Origin of the sequence: Hyphomonas polymorpha PS728 (genome assembly GCF_000685315.1) — a bacterium.
Taxonomy (GTDB): Bacteria; Pseudomonadota; Alphaproteobacteria; order Caulobacterales; family Hyphomonadaceae; genus Hyphomonas; species Hyphomonas polymorpha.
Window position 1 is genome coordinate 196661 of record NZ_ARYM01000002.1, and the last position, 13623, is coordinate 210283.

General features: G+C 64.1%; 13 protein-coding genes. 9 read left to right on the plus strand and 4 right to left on the minus strand.

The genetic code is table 11. From position 1 onward, the window contains the following. Nucleotides 1-8: 8 nt before the first annotated feature. Nucleotides 9-935, plus strand: a complete 927-nt coding sequence (gene argF / locus HPO_RS02585; RefSeq protein ID WP_035594068.1) for an ornithine carbamoyltransferase — start codon at nt 9-11, stop codon at nt 933-935. Between the two features lie 89 nt (nt 936-1024). Beyond that, nucleotides 1025-1945, plus strand: a complete 921-nt coding sequence (gene hslO / locus HPO_RS02590; RefSeq protein WP_035594070.1) for an Hsp33 family molecular chaperone HslO — start codon at nt 1025-1027, stop codon at nt 1943-1945. 39 nt (nt 1946-1984) lie between these two features. Here the strand turns inward: hslO and dgcA are convergent, their stop codons facing one another. Further along, a complete protein-coding gene (gene dgcA / locus HPO_RS02595) occupies nt 1985-2968 on the minus strand; it encodes an N-acetyl-D-Glu racemase DgcA (RefSeq protein ID WP_051612193.1) in 984 nt (327 codons plus the stop codon). Between the two features lie 88 nt (nt 2969-3056). On the opposite strand from dgcA, the gene HPO_RS02600 reads away from it, so the two are divergent. From HPO_RS02600 to HPO_RS02615, 4 genes are read left to right on the plus strand one after another with little or no spacing between them, the layout of a single operon-like run. Beyond that, on the plus strand, nt 3057-4184 hold the full coding sequence (locus tag HPO_RS02600; RefSeq protein WP_035594072.1) for an ABC transporter permease: 1128 nt from the start codon (nt 3057-3059) through the stop codon (nt 4182-4184). Beyond that, the gene (locus HPO_RS02605; protein WP_035594074.1) at nt 4181-4948 is read left to right on the plus strand and encodes an ABC transporter ATP-binding protein; all 768 of its coding nucleotides are present in this window, start codon (nt 4181-4183) and stop codon (nt 4946-4948) included. The genes HPO_RS02600 and HPO_RS02605 overlap by 4 nt, the downstream gene beginning before the upstream one ends. 14 nt (nt 4949-4962) lie before the next feature. Continuing rightward, nucleotides 4963-5916: an MlaD family protein gene (locus HPO_RS19525; RefSeq protein WP_051612194.1), complete on the plus strand. Its 954-nt coding sequence runs from the start codon at nt 4963-4965 to the stop codon at nt 5914-5916. Beyond that, on the plus strand, nt 5916-6494 hold the full coding sequence (locus tag HPO_RS02615; RefSeq protein WP_035594076.1) for an ABC-type transport auxiliary lipoprotein family protein: 579 nt from the start codon (nt 5916-5918) through the stop codon (nt 6492-6494). Before HPO_RS19525 ends, HPO_RS02615 begins: the two co-directional genes overlap by 1 nt. Before the next feature lie 76 nt (nt 6495-6570). Here the strand turns inward: HPO_RS02615 and HPO_RS02620 are convergent, their stop codons facing one another. Then, nucleotides 6571-7770 (minus strand): acyl-CoA dehydrogenase family protein, encoded by a 1200-nt coding sequence (locus tag HPO_RS02620; RefSeq protein WP_035594078.1) that lies wholly within the window; start codon nt 7768-7770, stop codon nt 6571-6573. A gap of 206 nt (nt 7771-7976) precedes the next feature. Here HPO_RS02620 and HPO_RS02625 point away from each other — a divergent pair, with 206 nt between their 5' ends. Then, on the plus strand, nt 7977-8525 hold the full coding sequence (locus HPO_RS02625) for a type VI secretion system tube protein Hcp (RefSeq protein WP_035594080.1): 549 nt from the start codon (nt 7977-7979) through the stop codon (nt 8523-8525). Between the two features lie 61 nt (nt 8526-8586). Here HPO_RS02625 and HPO_RS02630 read toward each other — a convergent pair whose 3' ends face one another. After that, nucleotides 8587-9702: an acyl-CoA dehydrogenase family protein gene (locus HPO_RS02630; protein WP_035594082.1), complete on the minus strand. Its 1116-nt coding sequence runs from the start codon at nt 9700-9702 to the stop codon at nt 8587-8589. A 205-nt stretch (nt 9703-9907) separates the two neighbouring features. On the opposite strand from HPO_RS02630, the gene HPO_RS02635 reads away from it, so the two are divergent. Next, nucleotides 9908-10489 carry a hypothetical protein gene (locus HPO_RS02635; protein ID WP_035594084.1) on the plus strand — a complete coding sequence of 194 codons (582 nt, stop codon included), beginning with the start codon at nt 9908-9910 and terminating at the stop codon, nt 10487-10489. On the opposite strand, the gene HPO_RS02640 is transcribed toward HPO_RS02635, so the two are convergent. After that, nucleotides 10490-10855 carry a VanZ family protein gene (locus HPO_RS02640; RefSeq protein ID WP_035594086.1) on the minus strand — a complete coding sequence of 122 codons (366 nt, stop codon included), beginning with the start codon at nt 10853-10855 and terminating at the stop codon, nt 10490-10492. A gap of 104 nt (nt 10856-10959) precedes the next feature. Here HPO_RS02640 and pepN point away from each other — a divergent pair, with 104 nt between their 5' ends. Beyond that, nucleotides 10960-13581, plus strand: coding sequence for an aminopeptidase N (pepN, locus tag HPO_RS02645; protein ID WP_035594089.1), 2622 nt, complete (start codon nt 10960-10962; stop codon nt 13579-13581). Nucleotides 13582-13623: the final 42 nt, after the last annotated feature.

Here is a 13623-nt window from a genome sequence, read left to right on the forward strand (position 1 = left end):
CAGCGCCCATGACGATCCGCCATTTCCTTGATATCTGGCCCATTGAGCGCGCTGAACTCCGCGCGATCCTCGATGAGGCCCACCGCATGAAGAAGGCCCGCATTGGCTGGCCGAAGGGTAAGGTGGATGACGGCGCCCCGCTGGACGGCCACACGCTGGCGATGATTTTCGAGAAATCATCCACCCGCACGCGCTTCTCCTTTGATATGGCCATGCGCCAGCTGGGCGGATCCTCGATCACCGCCACTTCGTCCGACATGCAGCTCGGCCGGGGCGAAACGATCGACGACACCGCCAAGGTGCTCTCCCGCTATGTCGATGCGGTGATGATCCGCGCCAATGATCATACCGATGTGGAAGTCTTTGCCGAAGCGGCCACCGTCCCGGTCATCAATGGCCTCACGGACCGCTCCCATCCCTGCCAGATCATGGCAGACCTGCTGACGCTGGAAGAACACGGGCTCACCCTGCAGGGCGCGCGCATCGCCTGGGTGGGGGATGGCAACAATGTCTGCGCCAGTTTCATTCATGCCGCGCCGAAATTCGGCTTTTCCCTCGCCATCGGCACGCCGAAGCGGTTTGCTCCGGATGAAGACGATCTGGAGATCGCGGCCGAGCTTCAGGGCCGGATCGAGCTTTTCGAGACTGCTGAGGAAGCCGTTGCCGGCGCCGACGTCGTGATCGCTGACACCTTCGTCTCGATGGGGGATACCGACGCCGAACGCCGCCTGCAGATCCTTGAGCCTTATGCGGTGACCGAGGAGCTGATGGCGCTGGCGGCCGGCGGGGCGAAATTCCTTCACTGCCTGCCGGCCCACCGGGGCGAGGAAGTCGACGCCGAAGTCATCGACGGCCCGGCCAGCCTCGTCTTCGACGAAGCCGAAAACCGCCTCCACGCCCAGAAAGCCATCCTGCGCTGGTGCCTCGGGAAATAGGCCAGGGCAGGGCGCCCCCTTGCGATCAGGGCCCCTCGCTGCCACATGGGGCGCCTTGACCGCCCCATTGCCCCGAACGGGATATGCCCATGACCCTGCCTGCCTTCCAGACCGGTGATTTCACCGCCAGTTTCCAGATTGAGGATCGCCCCATCCGCGGGCGCGCCGTGCGCATGGGCGCGGGCAGCCTCACCCCGATCCTGGCCCGGCATGATTACCCTGAAAACCTCGCCCGCATCCTCGGCGAAGCCGTCGCGCTGGCGGCCCTTGTCGGCTCCTCGCTGAAGTTTGACGGGCGCATCCTGGTTCAGGCCGAAGGCGATGGTCCCGTGCGCATGCTGGTGGGAGAATACACCACCAATGGCGGCGTGCGCGGCTATGCCCGCTATGATGAAGAGGCCTGGGCAAATCTTGACCGCCTCAACAAGGGCAAGCCACCGCATATGCCCCAGCTTTTCGGGCGCGCTGGCCGGCTTGGCCTGATCCTCTTGCAGGACAATCCCAACCTGCAGCCCTATCAGGGCATCGTTCCGCTCAACAAGGGCACGCTTGCCCAGTGTGCGGAGGATTATTACAGCATGTCCGAGCAGGTGCCCTCGCGTATCCGGCTGTCGGTGGAGCCTACCGAAGGCGGAGACTGGATCTGCGGCGGCATGATGATCCAGCGCATCGCCGGTGACGAGACCCGCGGCGATACGCAGGAAGCCTGGCGCGAAGCTGAGGCCCTGTTCGCAACGCTGACGCCTGCCGAACTGTCAGATCCTGGCCTTCCGATGACGGATCTTCTTTTCCGCCTGTTCCATGAACAGGGCGTGCGCCTGGAAGACAGCCGCGCGGTCGATGACCGGTGCACCTGCAATGAGGAGCGCCTGCTGCAGACGCTGCGCGGCATGCCCGAAGAGTCGCTGCGTGATCTGGTTGAGCCCGATGGCACCCTCGCCATCGACTGTCAATTCTGCAACCGCCACTATGTGCTGCCCATCGAAAGCGTCACCGGCCCGGCCAATTGACGGGGGTAGTTCGCCGGACCGGCCTGGCCTACTTTCCGTTTACCCCCAGAGCGCTGCTCCCGGCGGCGCCACAACACCGTCCGTAAATGTTAGCCCGTCTTCAATATCGCCCGCCAGCCAGAGCGGCCCGTCCAGATCTGCCGCATCTGCCAGCTGCGCCAGCAGCACTGCCGGCGCCATCGACAGCGAGCCTGCCACCATACAGCCCACCATCACGCCCATGCCGGCCCCGCGCGCGGCGCGCGCCATGGCGATCGCTTCGGTTAGCCCGCCCGCCTTGTCGAGCTTGATATTCACCGCGTCATAGCAGCGGGCGAGGGTCTGGATGTCGGCGCTGGTGTGGGCGCTCTCATCGGCGCAGAGGGCCACCGCGCCGGGCCGCTTCAGCAGCGCCTCATCCTGGCCGGCGGGCAGGGGCTGCTCGATCAGCACCACACCCAGCTCCGCCGCCGCCTTCATCAGGGCCGGCAGATCAGCCGGGGAGAGGCCCTCATTGGCGTCGGCGATCAGGCGCGCATCGGGCCGCGCTTCATGCACTGCCTGCAGCCGGGCAATGTCGCCCACCCCGCCAAGTTTCAGCTTCAGCAGCTTGCCCGGCGCTGCGCGCGCGGCGTCCGCCATGGCGGCAGGCGCGTCCAGCGTAATCGTCCTCGCCGTCTCCACCGGCCTGGGCTCCGGCAGCCCCGCCAGCTGCCAGACCGGCTTGCCCGCTTTCTTCGCTTCCAGATCCCACAGCGCGCAGTCCACCGCGCAGCGTGCCGCGCCTGGCTTCATCAGGCTCTGCAGGGCCTCAAGGCTGATCCCGGCCTCGATCTCTGCGCGCGCCGCTTCGATCTCCGCCAGGACAGTGTCGACCGTCTCCCCATACCGGCCATAGGGAACGCTTTCCCCCCGTCCGGAGTTATCCCCATCCGTGAGGCGCACGCGCACGGTCTCGGCGCTCGTCTTGGCGCCGCGGGAAATCGCGAACGCCGCGTTCAGAGGGGTGGAAATATGAGCAGCTTCAAGCCGGAAATGACCCATGGGTTAATCCTCACAGACGAATTGTCTTGGTTTGGCACACGCCGTCCTTAAGCATGTTTTGTTATTGAGGTCAGTCAGGACCCGAAGAATGCTGAACTCTACCGCCCCCAGCTTCACGCTTGAAGAGAGCGATGAAGGCCGCGTCCTCCGCCTCAGCGGAGACTGGACGGTGGCGACGATTAACCAGCTGGATGCCCAGCTGCGCGCCGTGTCCGGAGATGTCCCGGAATGTCTGGACGTGTCCGCGCTGGGCCGCCTCGATACTTCCGGCGCGTTTCTGATTGACCGCACCCTGCGCGAAAAGGGCGCTGCCTGGCCACCCCGTATCCTGGGTGAACATGCTTCCGTGGAGAGCCTGCTCGAGCAGGTTCACGCGCATGCCGAGCCGGCCCCGCCGGCTGAAAAGCGCGATACCGGCCTCCTCGCCCTGCTGGAGCGGACGGGCAAGGGCAGCGTTGATTTCATAAAGGAAACCCAGGCAAGCTTGGCATTCCTTGGCGAAACCCTGGTTACCGTTGCCCGCCTCGCTGTCCAGCCCTGGAAGCTGCGTTGGACCTCCATCGTCTCGGTGATGGAAGAAGCCGGCCTCAACGCGATGCCGATCATCGCTTTCCTTTCCTTCTTTGTCGGCCTCGTCATCGCTTTCATCGGCGCCACCCTGCTCAGCGATTTCGGGCTCGAAGTCTTCACCGTCCAGCTCATCGGCTTTGCCGTGCTGCGCGAATTCGGCGTGGTGCTGACCGGCATCGTGCTGGCCGGCCGCACGAACTCCTCCTTCACCGCCCAGATCGGCTCGATGAAGATGCGTCAGGAAATCGACGCGATGCAGACCCTCGGCCTCAAGCCGATGGATGTCATCGTCGCGCCGCGTGTCCTTGCGATGCTGGTGATGACGCCGGTGCTGACCTTCGTGGCCACCGTCTCCGGCATTGCCGGCGGCATGGCCGTCTGCTGGGGCACGCTGGATATCGCTCCGGCAGTGTTTCTGGAGCAGATGCGGGAAGCTGTGACACTCGACCAGTTCTGGGTCGGCATGTCGAAGTCACCGGTGTTCGGCCTCGTCGTTGCCTTGATCGCCTGCCGCCAGGGCCTGCAGGTGGGCGGCTCGGTCCAGTCGCTGGGCAAGGCGACCACCACCTCCGTGGTTCAGGCCATCTTCGCCATCATCGTCATCGATGCGCTGTTTGCCATCTTCTACATGGAGATGGGCATATGAGCGCCGACCCCGTCATCAAGATCCGCGACATGAAAGTCGCCTATGGCCGCAATGTCGTGCTCGATGAGTTTGATCTCGACATCGAGCGCGGCGAAGTCATCGGCATCATCGGTCCGTCCGGGGGCGGTAAATCCGTCACGCTGCGGGCCATCGTCGGTCTCAAGCAGCCCGAATCCGGCACGGTCGAAGTCTTTGGCGAACAGCTCGGCCTGCTGAACCGGGAAGAGCGCACCGCGCTGGAGCGCCGCTGGGGCATCATGTTCCAGGATGGGGCCCTGTTCTCAAACCTCACCGTGCGGGAAAACGTCATGGTGCCGATGCGCGAGCATACCGATCTCAATCCGACCCTGCGCGCCCAGCTGGCCGACATGAAGATCCAGATGGCGGGTCTTTCCCCCAGCGCCGGTGACAAATACCCCGCAGACCTTTCTGGCGGCATGCGCAAGCGTGCTGCGCTCGCCCGCGCCCTCGCGCTCGATCCGGAACTTCTGTTCCTGGACGAGCCGACCGCCGGTCTTGACCCCATCACCGCGGCAGCCTTCGACAAGCTGATCCGCGATCTGCAGCAGGCGCTTGGCCTCACTGTCTTCCTCGTCACCCACGATCTCGACACGCTGCACGCGGTCTGTGACCGGATCGCCGTGATCGGTGAAAAGCGCGTGCTGGCCGTCGGCACGATGGACGAGCTGCGGCGCGTCGATCACCCCTGGATACAGCAATACTTTGGCGGGCCGCGCGGACGTGCGGCCTCGGCTGGCTATTAGGAGAGTTTGGACCCATGGAAACCCGGGCAAACTATGCATTGATTGGCGGTCTGGTGATCCTCGCCGCCGCGCTGGTCGCTGGCTTTGTTCTCTGGCTCGGCCAGTCGGAGTTCAGCCGCGATTACAAAGCCTACGACATCGTGTTCGATGGGCCGGTCTCCCTGGAGGAGGGGGCCGCCGTGCGCTATATTGGCATCAAGGTGGGTGAGGTTGCGACGGTCCGTGTAGACCGGGGTGACTCCTCCAAGGTGCGCGCCCGGGTCCGGGTTTCGCGCGAAACGCCGGTACGCGAAGATTCCAGCGCCTCGATCCAGCTCGCCGGCATCACCGGCACAACCTTCATCCAGATCACCGCCGGCACAGGCCGTCCGCTTGAAGCGCGCGCGGGCGAACCTGTGCCCGTCATCCGGTCGGAGCGTACACTGGTCGACCAGATCGTTGCTGGCGGCGCCCAGGCGCTCGGCCGCGCCAACCTCACCTTCGACAATATCAACAAGATGCTGACCGACGAGAACATCGCCTCGGTCAATGCCACGCTGAAGAATATCGAGATCGCCACCGGAAAGCTCGCCGCAGACGATGGCCTCATCGACAAGGCCACCGCCGCTGTGGACGATGTCTCCCGCGCCGCCGTCGCCTTCGAGAAGGCGTCGGTCGAGTTCCAGGAGTTCGGCGACTCGGCCGATACCAGCCTGGCGGCGGCTGCCGAAGATCTCAAAATCCTCGTCGCGGATCTGCGCACCGTTGCCAAATCGGCCAGCGGCACGCTCGACCGCAGCGCAGAGGCCGTCGCTGCCGCGACTGCCATCATCGAGGGCCCGGCCACCGAAACCTTCCAGAATGCCGGTGTTGCCAGCAAGGAGCTGCGCATCATGCTTAACCGGTTTGACCGCTTCCTGAGAGAGCTGGAAAGCAATCCCCAGTCGCTGCTGGTCGGCGAAGCTGTGCCCTATGAGGAGAAACGCTGATGTTCCGCCCCCTGATCCTGGCCGCTGCCGCACTGTCGCTGGGCGCCTGCGCAAGCGTCATCCCGCAACGTGATCCGGCAGATGCCCTCTACCGGCTGAGCCCGCTCGATCCGGCTTATGAGCTGGCGGCCTCCGTCACCGTGCGTGAGCCGGAAGCCTCCCGCCTGCTGGCTGGCCGCTCCATTGCCGCCGAAGATGAAACCGGCGCGATGCGCTATGTGCGTTCTGTTCAGTGGACGGACCGCGCCACCAGCCTGATGCAGGAAGCCCTGCTCGACCTGCTGAGCGGGGAGGGCGCCAATGTGGCCCTGCCGGCGCAGGCGGGCGCTTTCACCGATTTCGAATTTTCCTGGCGCATTTCCGACCTCACCCTGAAGGGGGATGCGGCCCGCTGCCGCCTTGAAGGCACGATCCTTCGCGGCAAGGAGCGCAGCGTCTTCCGCCAGACCTCGATTGCCACCTCGGCCACTGCGCGGGGCCGCACCGACGCGGCGCGCGCCGAAGCGCTGGTGCAGGCCGGGCAGGCCTGCGCGCGGGAAGCGGCCGCGTTCATTGCCGACGCCACCCGCCAGCCCTGAGGAGCCTTCTCCGGAAAAGAAAACGCCGGCCGCGTCTGACGCGGCCGGCGTTTCTGTTTCCTGAAGCGGTGGCCGATCAGCCGGACTTCATTTCGTCGAAGGCCAGATCCTTGTCGACGCGCACATCCTGGGGCAGGCCCAGCACGCGCTCGGCGATGATGTTCTTCAGGATCTCGTCGGTGCCCCCGGCGATCCGCAGGCCCGGCGCCCACATGAAGCTCTGCTGGAAGATCGCATCGGCCGGCATCCGGTCGGCTTCGGTGATGATGCCGTAATGGTCCTGCATCTCGATGGCCGAGTTGCAGATGTCCTGCAGATGGTTGGCGGTGATGATCTTGCCGATCGAGTTTTCCGGGCCGGGCGTCTGGCCACGGGACAGAGCCGTCTGGGTGCGGAACTTCGTCAGCTTGTAGCCCTGCGCGGCGACATACCAGTCAGCGAGTTTCTCGCGGAAGGCCTGGTCGTCCATCGTGCCGGCGGTCTTGGCATAGGCCATGATCTCACCCCAGTCGGGACCGGGCGAGCCACCCACAGCAAGGCGCTCGTTCATCAGCGTCACGAGGGCCACTTTCCAGCCCGCGCCGACTTCGCCGAGACGGTCAGAGTCCGGAATGCGCACATCGGTGAAATACACCTCGTTGAACTCGCGGCCACCGGAAGCCTGGTGGATCGGGCGGACTTCCACGCCGGGCTGTTTCATGTTCACGATGAACATGGTCAGGCCTTTGTGCTTGGGCACTTTCGGATCGGTACGGACCAAGAGAATGCCGTAGTCGGAATAGTGCGCGCCTGAGGTCCAGACCTTCTGGCCGTTGATCACCCACTCGTCGCCATCCTTCACCGCGCGGGTCTTGAGGCCTGCCACGTCCGAACCGGCCGAAGGCTCGGAGAAGAGCTGGCACCAGATTTCCTCGCCGAAGAGGGCTTTCTGGACATATTTCTTCTTATGCTCGTCAGAGCCGAACGCGATCACGGTCGGGATGCACATGCCAAGGCCAATGGCGAACGGGCCGGTCGGCGCGTCATACTTGGACTCCTCCTGGCCCCAGATAACGGCTTCCATCGAGGTGCCGCCGCGGCCGCCCCATTCCTTGGGCCAGGTGATCTGGGCAAACTTGTTCTCGGCCTTGGTCTTCTGCCAGGCTTTCGCGCGGGCGAGTGCGGACTCGCCGGATGCGCGTGGCTTGGCACCGTTCTTCAGCTCCAGATGTTTGGAGAGGAAGTCGTTGGCCTCTTTGCGGAAGGCGGCTTCTTCGGGGGTATCATTGAAGTCCATGGGGCACTCCGTTCGTTATCGTCTGTGTTTGCTGTTTTTGATTATCGGGTGGGGTAGGGCGGGAAGGCTCTGTCCCCGGATTTTTTTGCCGTGTGCGGATGCTGCCAGCGTGTTGCCATATTCCATCCGGAATTGCGTCGTCCTATGACACGCAGGCGCCGGGGCGATTCCGCCGGGGGCGTCAAAAGAAAAAGGGACGGATACTCATGTCGCAAGTCGTTACGAAATCTCGCAGGTTCATCGGTGCCGCAGCGGCCTCTCTGCTGATCGCTGGGCTTGCCCATGCCGGTATCGAGATTGATGTCGGCGGTACCAAGATTCCTGCCACCAACCTGACCTTCAGCGTCTCGCAGCAGCCGGTCTATGATCCGGAAACCTACATGCCGGTCGAGCCAAAGCGGTCCGAACTCTACACCGGCTCGCTTTACGTCACGCGCAGCTTCGACACCTCGTCCGTCAAGGTTCTGAGCCATGTCATCAACGGCACGAGCGTTCCGTCTCTGCAGATCACGATGACCACCGATGGCGCACCGGGCCGTCAGGTCTGGAAGCTGACGAACGCCACGCTCAACAACTACTCGACCTATTCGGGCGAGGGGAATGCCGTGATCGAGAACTTCGACATCTCCTACGACACCGCCACGCTGCAGGTCTTCACCGGCCCCGGCAACACCCCGGCAGATACGCTCACCTGGAAGTCGGCCGGCACGAACAACTATCCGGGCGTTCCTGCCGCCGCTGCCGAGGCAGAATAATCCGGGCGCCGGGCGGCGGGACTTCTCCTGCCGCCCGGTCCTTCTGTAAGAGGCTGGTGCCTCAGGCCGCATTCTTGGCCTCAAGCGCACGCACCAGCTTTTCCTTCCACACCTTCGGCGCGCCGGCCTGAACGTTCAGCAGCTTGGCGCGGCGATAGAAGAGGTGGCAGTCGACTTCCCAGGTGAAGCCCATGCCGCCATGCGTCTGGATGTTTTCCTTCGAGGCAAACCAGTAGGCTTCCGACGCGGCGACGCGGGCGGCAGCGGCGGCTTCCGGCAGTTCGGCGGCGCCCGTGGAAAGCGCCCAGGCGCCGTAATAGCAGTTGGACCGGGCCACTTCGTTCTTCACATACATGTCGGCCAGCTTGTGCTTGATCGCCTGGTTGCCCCCGATCGGGCGGCCGAAGGCATAGCGGTTCTTGGCATAGTCATTGGCCATTTCGAGGCAGACCGAAGCCCCGCCAAGCTGTTCGAAAGCCAGCAGAACGGCCACGCGGTTGAGCAGCTCGTCATTCAGCGTCTCGCCTTCGCCCTTGCCGCCGAGGCGCTCGGCCGGGGTGCCGGAGAAGGTGATCTCGGCATGGCTGCGCGTCGGGTCCAGCGTCTGCACGCTCTTGCGGGTAACGCCGGCGCCGGAGAGGTCCACCAGCACCAGCGAGGCGCCGGAACCTTCCTTGGCCAGAACAATGGCATGGGTGGCGATGTCGCCATCGGTTACCGGGATCTTGGTGCCCGAAAGGGTCTTGCCATCGAACGTGGTCTTCAGGCTTGCGGCGTCGGGATGGCCGGGGCCTTCGCTGGCGGCATAGGCGCCGATCACTTCGCCGGCGGCAATCTTCGGCAGCAGGGCAGCTTTCTGGCCGTCATTGCCGGCGAGCTTCACCGCTTCGGTCAGGTAATAGGCGGTGGAGGCGAAGGGCACCGGTGCAATCGCGCGGCCCATTTCTTCTGCCAGCACGCACATTTCCAGCATGCCGAGGCCCAGGCCGCCATGCTCTTCCGGAATGGCCGCGCCCAGCCAGCCCATCTCGCCGATCTTGCCCCAGAGCTCCTTGTGGTAGGCTTTCTTGTCGTCATTCAGAACCGTGCGCACGACAGCCGTGGTGCATTCCTGCGAAAGGAATTTCCGGGCCTCATTGGCAAGGAACTTTTGGTCTTCGGAAAAATCGAAATTCATGGCGCGTCAGGCTCCCAATCGCCCTTGCGGGCGTGTCTCGTTTATCGCTGATGAGGAACCATAGCGCGCTTTACGCGCACGGAAAGCCGTGACCCAAGGGAAACAAATTCGCCCGTGACTTCGGGGAAATTTGATCGATTGTGCTTACCTCGGCGACATACTCCTCTGGCATGTATGCGGGTTGATCGAGGTGGGGTCATCCGTCATGGCAAAGGCGCTGTTTCACAAGTCTCAGCGGGTTTACGTAAAGCCGGTGGGCACCTGGGTGCCGATCGAGCGGGTGGTGCCCCACTGGGTGAAGGGTGTCGATGAGCCCCTGCGTATCACCTATGATTGCGGCCTCGGCCGGCTGTTTCAGGCGCATGAACTTGTGTCTGAAGAGGCCATGCACCGCCAAGAACGCAACGAAGAAGATGACGAGGACGACACGCTGATCGAGCAGTGGCGGGTCGTCCGGCGCCTGATGAAATGGCGTTCCGGAGACGGGCAGGTGGCGCTCGGTGTCACGCCGGGCACCTATCCGGCAGTTGCTACCGATGACGGGCCCAATAGCGGCTGGCGGGTGCCGGCCACGGAATATGACCGCGATCCGGCCCGTGTCGAACATCAGGCCCGGATGATTGCCCACACGCCCGATCTTTTCCGCGTCGCCCGCAAGATTGCGGAGTTCGCTGGTGCCAATCCGAAGAATGTGCCCGAGGAGCTGCGCCCGGTGGCGGCGCGGTGCGCCAAGATCCTGCGGGCTGTTTATCGCCTGGAAGAAGACACAGCCGCTGCGGCCGAGTGATCAGGGCCGCACGCCCGCGCTGAAGCGGATCAGCGCTGCGCCGGCCAGGGCGCCCAGAAAGTTTGCCAGCGCGTCGAGCACCGATCCTTCGCGGCCGGCATCCCCCATCGCCTGGGCAAATTCCAACCCGATCCCGTAAACCGTGGCCACGATCACCGCGCTCAGCCAGCGCTTGGGATGCAAGGCGAGTGTCAGAGGGGCGGCAAGCCCGGCATAGGCCAGGAAATGGTTCACCTTGTCGGAAAAGACGGGGGCCGGACCCTCATCCACCGGCATCAGCGACAGATAGGCAACGACGATGGCGACCATCAGGGCGGCAAAGGCAGCCAGCCTGCGGATCAGCCGCAAAGAGGGAGGAGAACGCATGGCCCCCCTTTGCCAGAGGGCTACCGTATGGGCAACGGGCCTCGACGGCGCAGGCCCGCTCCGGTATCCCTGCAGGCCTGTCACCCCTCCCGGAGACCCGATTGATGCGAACTGAAACTCCCGTCGCCGTCCGCCTTGCCGATTATACGCCCTATCCCTTCTCGATTGATGAGGTCCGCCTGGAGTTCCGGCTGGACCCCGCCGCCACGCAGGTGCGCGCCACAATGAAGGTGACCCCGGCAGGCAGCGGCCCGATGCGGCTCGACGGGGAGGCCCTGACGCTGAAATCGATCCGGCTGGCTGCCGAGGGGAGCGCACTCTCGATCCTGCCGCCTTCGGACTATGCGCTGGATGATCACGGGCTGACACTGACGGCGCCGCCGTCGGGGCCGTTCACCCTTGAAACGGTGGTGGAGATTTCGCCGGAGAAGAACACCGCCCTTTCGGGGCTCTACATCTCTGGCGGGCGCTTCTGCACCCAGTGTGAAGCCATCGGCTTCCGCCGCATCACTTATTATCCCGACCGCCCGGATGTCATGAGCAGCTTCCGTGTGCGGATTGAAGCGGAGAAGGCGAAATATCCTCACCTCCTTTCCAACGGCACGCCGGGGGAGGCGGGCGACCTGGAGAGTGGCTGGCATTTTGCCGAATGGGATGATCCCCATAAGAAACCTGCCTATCTCTTCGCCCTCTGCGCCGGCGAGTATGATGTGCTGCGCGACAGCTTCACCACGGCCAGCGGCGCGCCTGTCGATCTCGGCATCTATGTCGACAAGGGCGAGGCCGCCCGCGCCGCCTGGGCGATGGACAGCCTCAAACGCTCCATGCGCTGGGACGAGGAAGCCTATGGCCGCGAATACGATCTCGGCGTGTTCAACATCGTGGCGGTGCGCGACTTCAATTTCGGCGCCATGGAAAACAAGGGCCTCAACATCTTCAACTCCGCCTATGTGCTGGCAGATGAAGCCACGGCCACTGATCTTGATTTTGAAGCCATCGAATCCATCGTGGCGCATGAATATTTCCACAACTGGACCGGCAACCGCATCACCTGCCGCGACTGGTTCCAGCTCTGCCTGAAGGAAGGGCTCACGGTCTTCCGGGATCAGAACTTCTCCGCCGACATGCGCTCGCGCCCGGTTCAGCGCATCAAGGATGTGATCAAGCTGCGCGCCCGCCAGTTTGCCGAAGATGCCGGCCCGCTGGCCCATTCGGTGCGCCCGGACAATTACGCCGCCATCGACAATCTCTACACGGCAACCGTGTATGAGAAAGGCTCCGAGCTGATCGGAATGCTCCGCAGGCAGATCGGTTCGCAGGATTTCCGAAAAGGCATGGATCTCTATTTTGAGCGCCATGATGGCCAGGCGGTCACGATCGAAGACTTTTACGCCTGCTTTGAAGCGGCAACAGGGCAGGACTTTGCCCAGTTCCGCCGCTGGTATGCCCAGGCCGGCACGCCGGAAATCACGGTGGAGGAAAGCTGGGACGCGGCGAGTTCGACCCTGACAGTGAAGCTCTCCCAATACACCCGCCCCACCCATGGCCAGCCGGTGAAGAAGCCGGTGCCGGTGCCGTTGCTTTCCGCGCTGCTGGACGGGAAGGGTGGGCATGTCGCCGCTACTGACCGCGCCGCCGAGCCGTTCCTCTATGTGCTGGATACCGAGCAGGCCGAAATGGTGTTCCGCCTGCCGGCCGGCAGCGCGCGCCCGCTTGTGTCGCTCAACCGCGATTTCTCCGCTCCGGTGCGCCTCAAGCGCGCGCTCAGCCGGGATGAACGGCTCGCCCTCGTCCGGGCCGAGACCGACCCCTTCAACACCTGGGACGGTCTGCAGACGCTGATCAAGGAGGAAATTCTCACCCTGGCAGACGGTTCGCAGACCTCGCCGGATACTGCCCTCGTTGGCGCTATCGGCCAGGCGGTTCGCGGCGCGATGGGCGACCCGGCCTTTGCCGCGCTGCTGACGCGCCTGCCGGATGTGGGCGAGCTGTTTCTGGAGCGCGAGCCTGCCGATCCGGTCGCCCTCTCGGCCGCCCGCCGCAAGCTGCAGGCCGCGATTGCCGCCGAGCTTGCCCCGGAAATTTCCGAGACCCTCGCGAAAGCTTCGCCTGCGCCCTACAATCCGGGCGCAGAGCAGGCGTCGATCCGCGCGCTGCGGTCAGCCTTCATCATGCTGCTGGGCGGGCGCGGTGACGCGGCCGGCACCCTGCTCGATCTCTACCGCAATGCGCCCAACATGACCGAGCAGCTCTCGGCGCTGCGCGCGCTGACGGTTTCGGCAGGGGCGGGTAAGGAAGAGGCACTGGCGGATTTTGAAGCCAGATGGAAGCAGAACGCCCTCGTCATGGACAAATGGTTCTCGGTTCAGGCTGGCCTGGGCACGGCAGAGGATGTCCGCCGCCTGATTGCCCATCCGGATTTTGATCTGCGCAATCCCAACCGGGTGCGTTCGGTGGTCGCCGCCTTTGCGATGCAGAACCTCGCCGCCTTCCACGCCCCCGATGGCTCCGGCTACCGGGCGGTAGAAGAGACGATCCTGGCCGCCGACAAGGCCAACCCCGCCCTGGGCGCGCGCCTGATGACGGCATTCGAACAGTGGCGCCTGCTGGAACCCAAGGCGGGCGCAGAGGCGGAAGGGTGCCTCAAGCGCCTTGTTGCAGCAGGTCTTTCTCCCAATGCGATGGACATTGCCAGCCGCGCCCTCGACGGGGACGCGAAAGGTTAATTCCACAGCTAACTTTGTTAACGAGCGGTCAATGTTTCAGGC

Bases quoted from the DNA above. Each gene is read 5' to 3' on its own strand.
- HPO_RS02605 (WP_035594074.1), top strand. From the start codon at position 4,181: ATGAGCGCCGACCCCGTCATCAAGATCCGCGACATGAAAGTCGCCTAT.
- HPO_RS02635 (WP_035594084.1), top strand. From the start codon at position 9,908: ATGGCAAAGGCGCTGTTTCACAAGTCTCAGCGGGTTTACGTAAAGCCG.
- dgcA (WP_051612193.1), bottom strand. From the start codon at position 2,968: ATGGGTCATTTCCGGCTTGAAGCTGCTCATATTTCCACCCCTCTGAAC.
- HPO_RS19525 (WP_051612194.1), top strand. From the start codon at position 4,963: ATGGAAACCCGGGCAAACTATGCATTGATTGGCGGTCTGGTGATCCTC.
- HPO_RS02630 (WP_035594082.1), bottom strand. From the start codon at position 9,702: ATGAATTTCGATTTTTCCGAAGACCAAAAGTTCCTTGCCAATGAGGCC.
- HPO_RS02640 (WP_035594086.1), bottom strand. From the start codon at position 10,855: ATGCGTTCTCCTCCCTCTTTGCGGCTGATCCGCAGGCTGGCTGCCTTT.
- HPO_RS02620 (WP_035594078.1), bottom strand. From the start codon at position 7,770: ATGGACTTCAATGATACCCCCGAAGAAGCCGCCTTCCGCAAAGAGGCC.
- argF (WP_035594068.1), top strand. From the start codon at position 9: ATGACGATCCGCCATTTCCTTGATATCTGGCCCATTGAGCGCGCTGAA.
- hslO (WP_035594070.1), top strand. From the start codon at position 1,025: ATGACCCTGCCTGCCTTCCAGACCGGTGATTTCACCGCCAGTTTCCAG.
- HPO_RS02625 (WP_035594080.1), top strand. From the start codon at position 7,977: ATGTCGCAAGTCGTTACGAAATCTCGCAGGTTCATCGGTGCCGCAGCG.
- pepN (WP_035594089.1), top strand. From the start codon at position 10,960: ATGCGAACTGAAACTCCCGTCGCCGTCCGCCTTGCCGATTATACGCCC.
- HPO_RS02600 (WP_035594072.1), top strand. From the start codon at position 3,057: ATGCTGAACTCTACCGCCCCCAGCTTCACGCTTGAAGAGAGCGATGAA.
- HPO_RS02615 (WP_035594076.1), top strand. From the start codon at position 5,916: ATGTTCCGCCCCCTGATCCTGGCCGCTGCCGCACTGTCGCTGGGCGCC.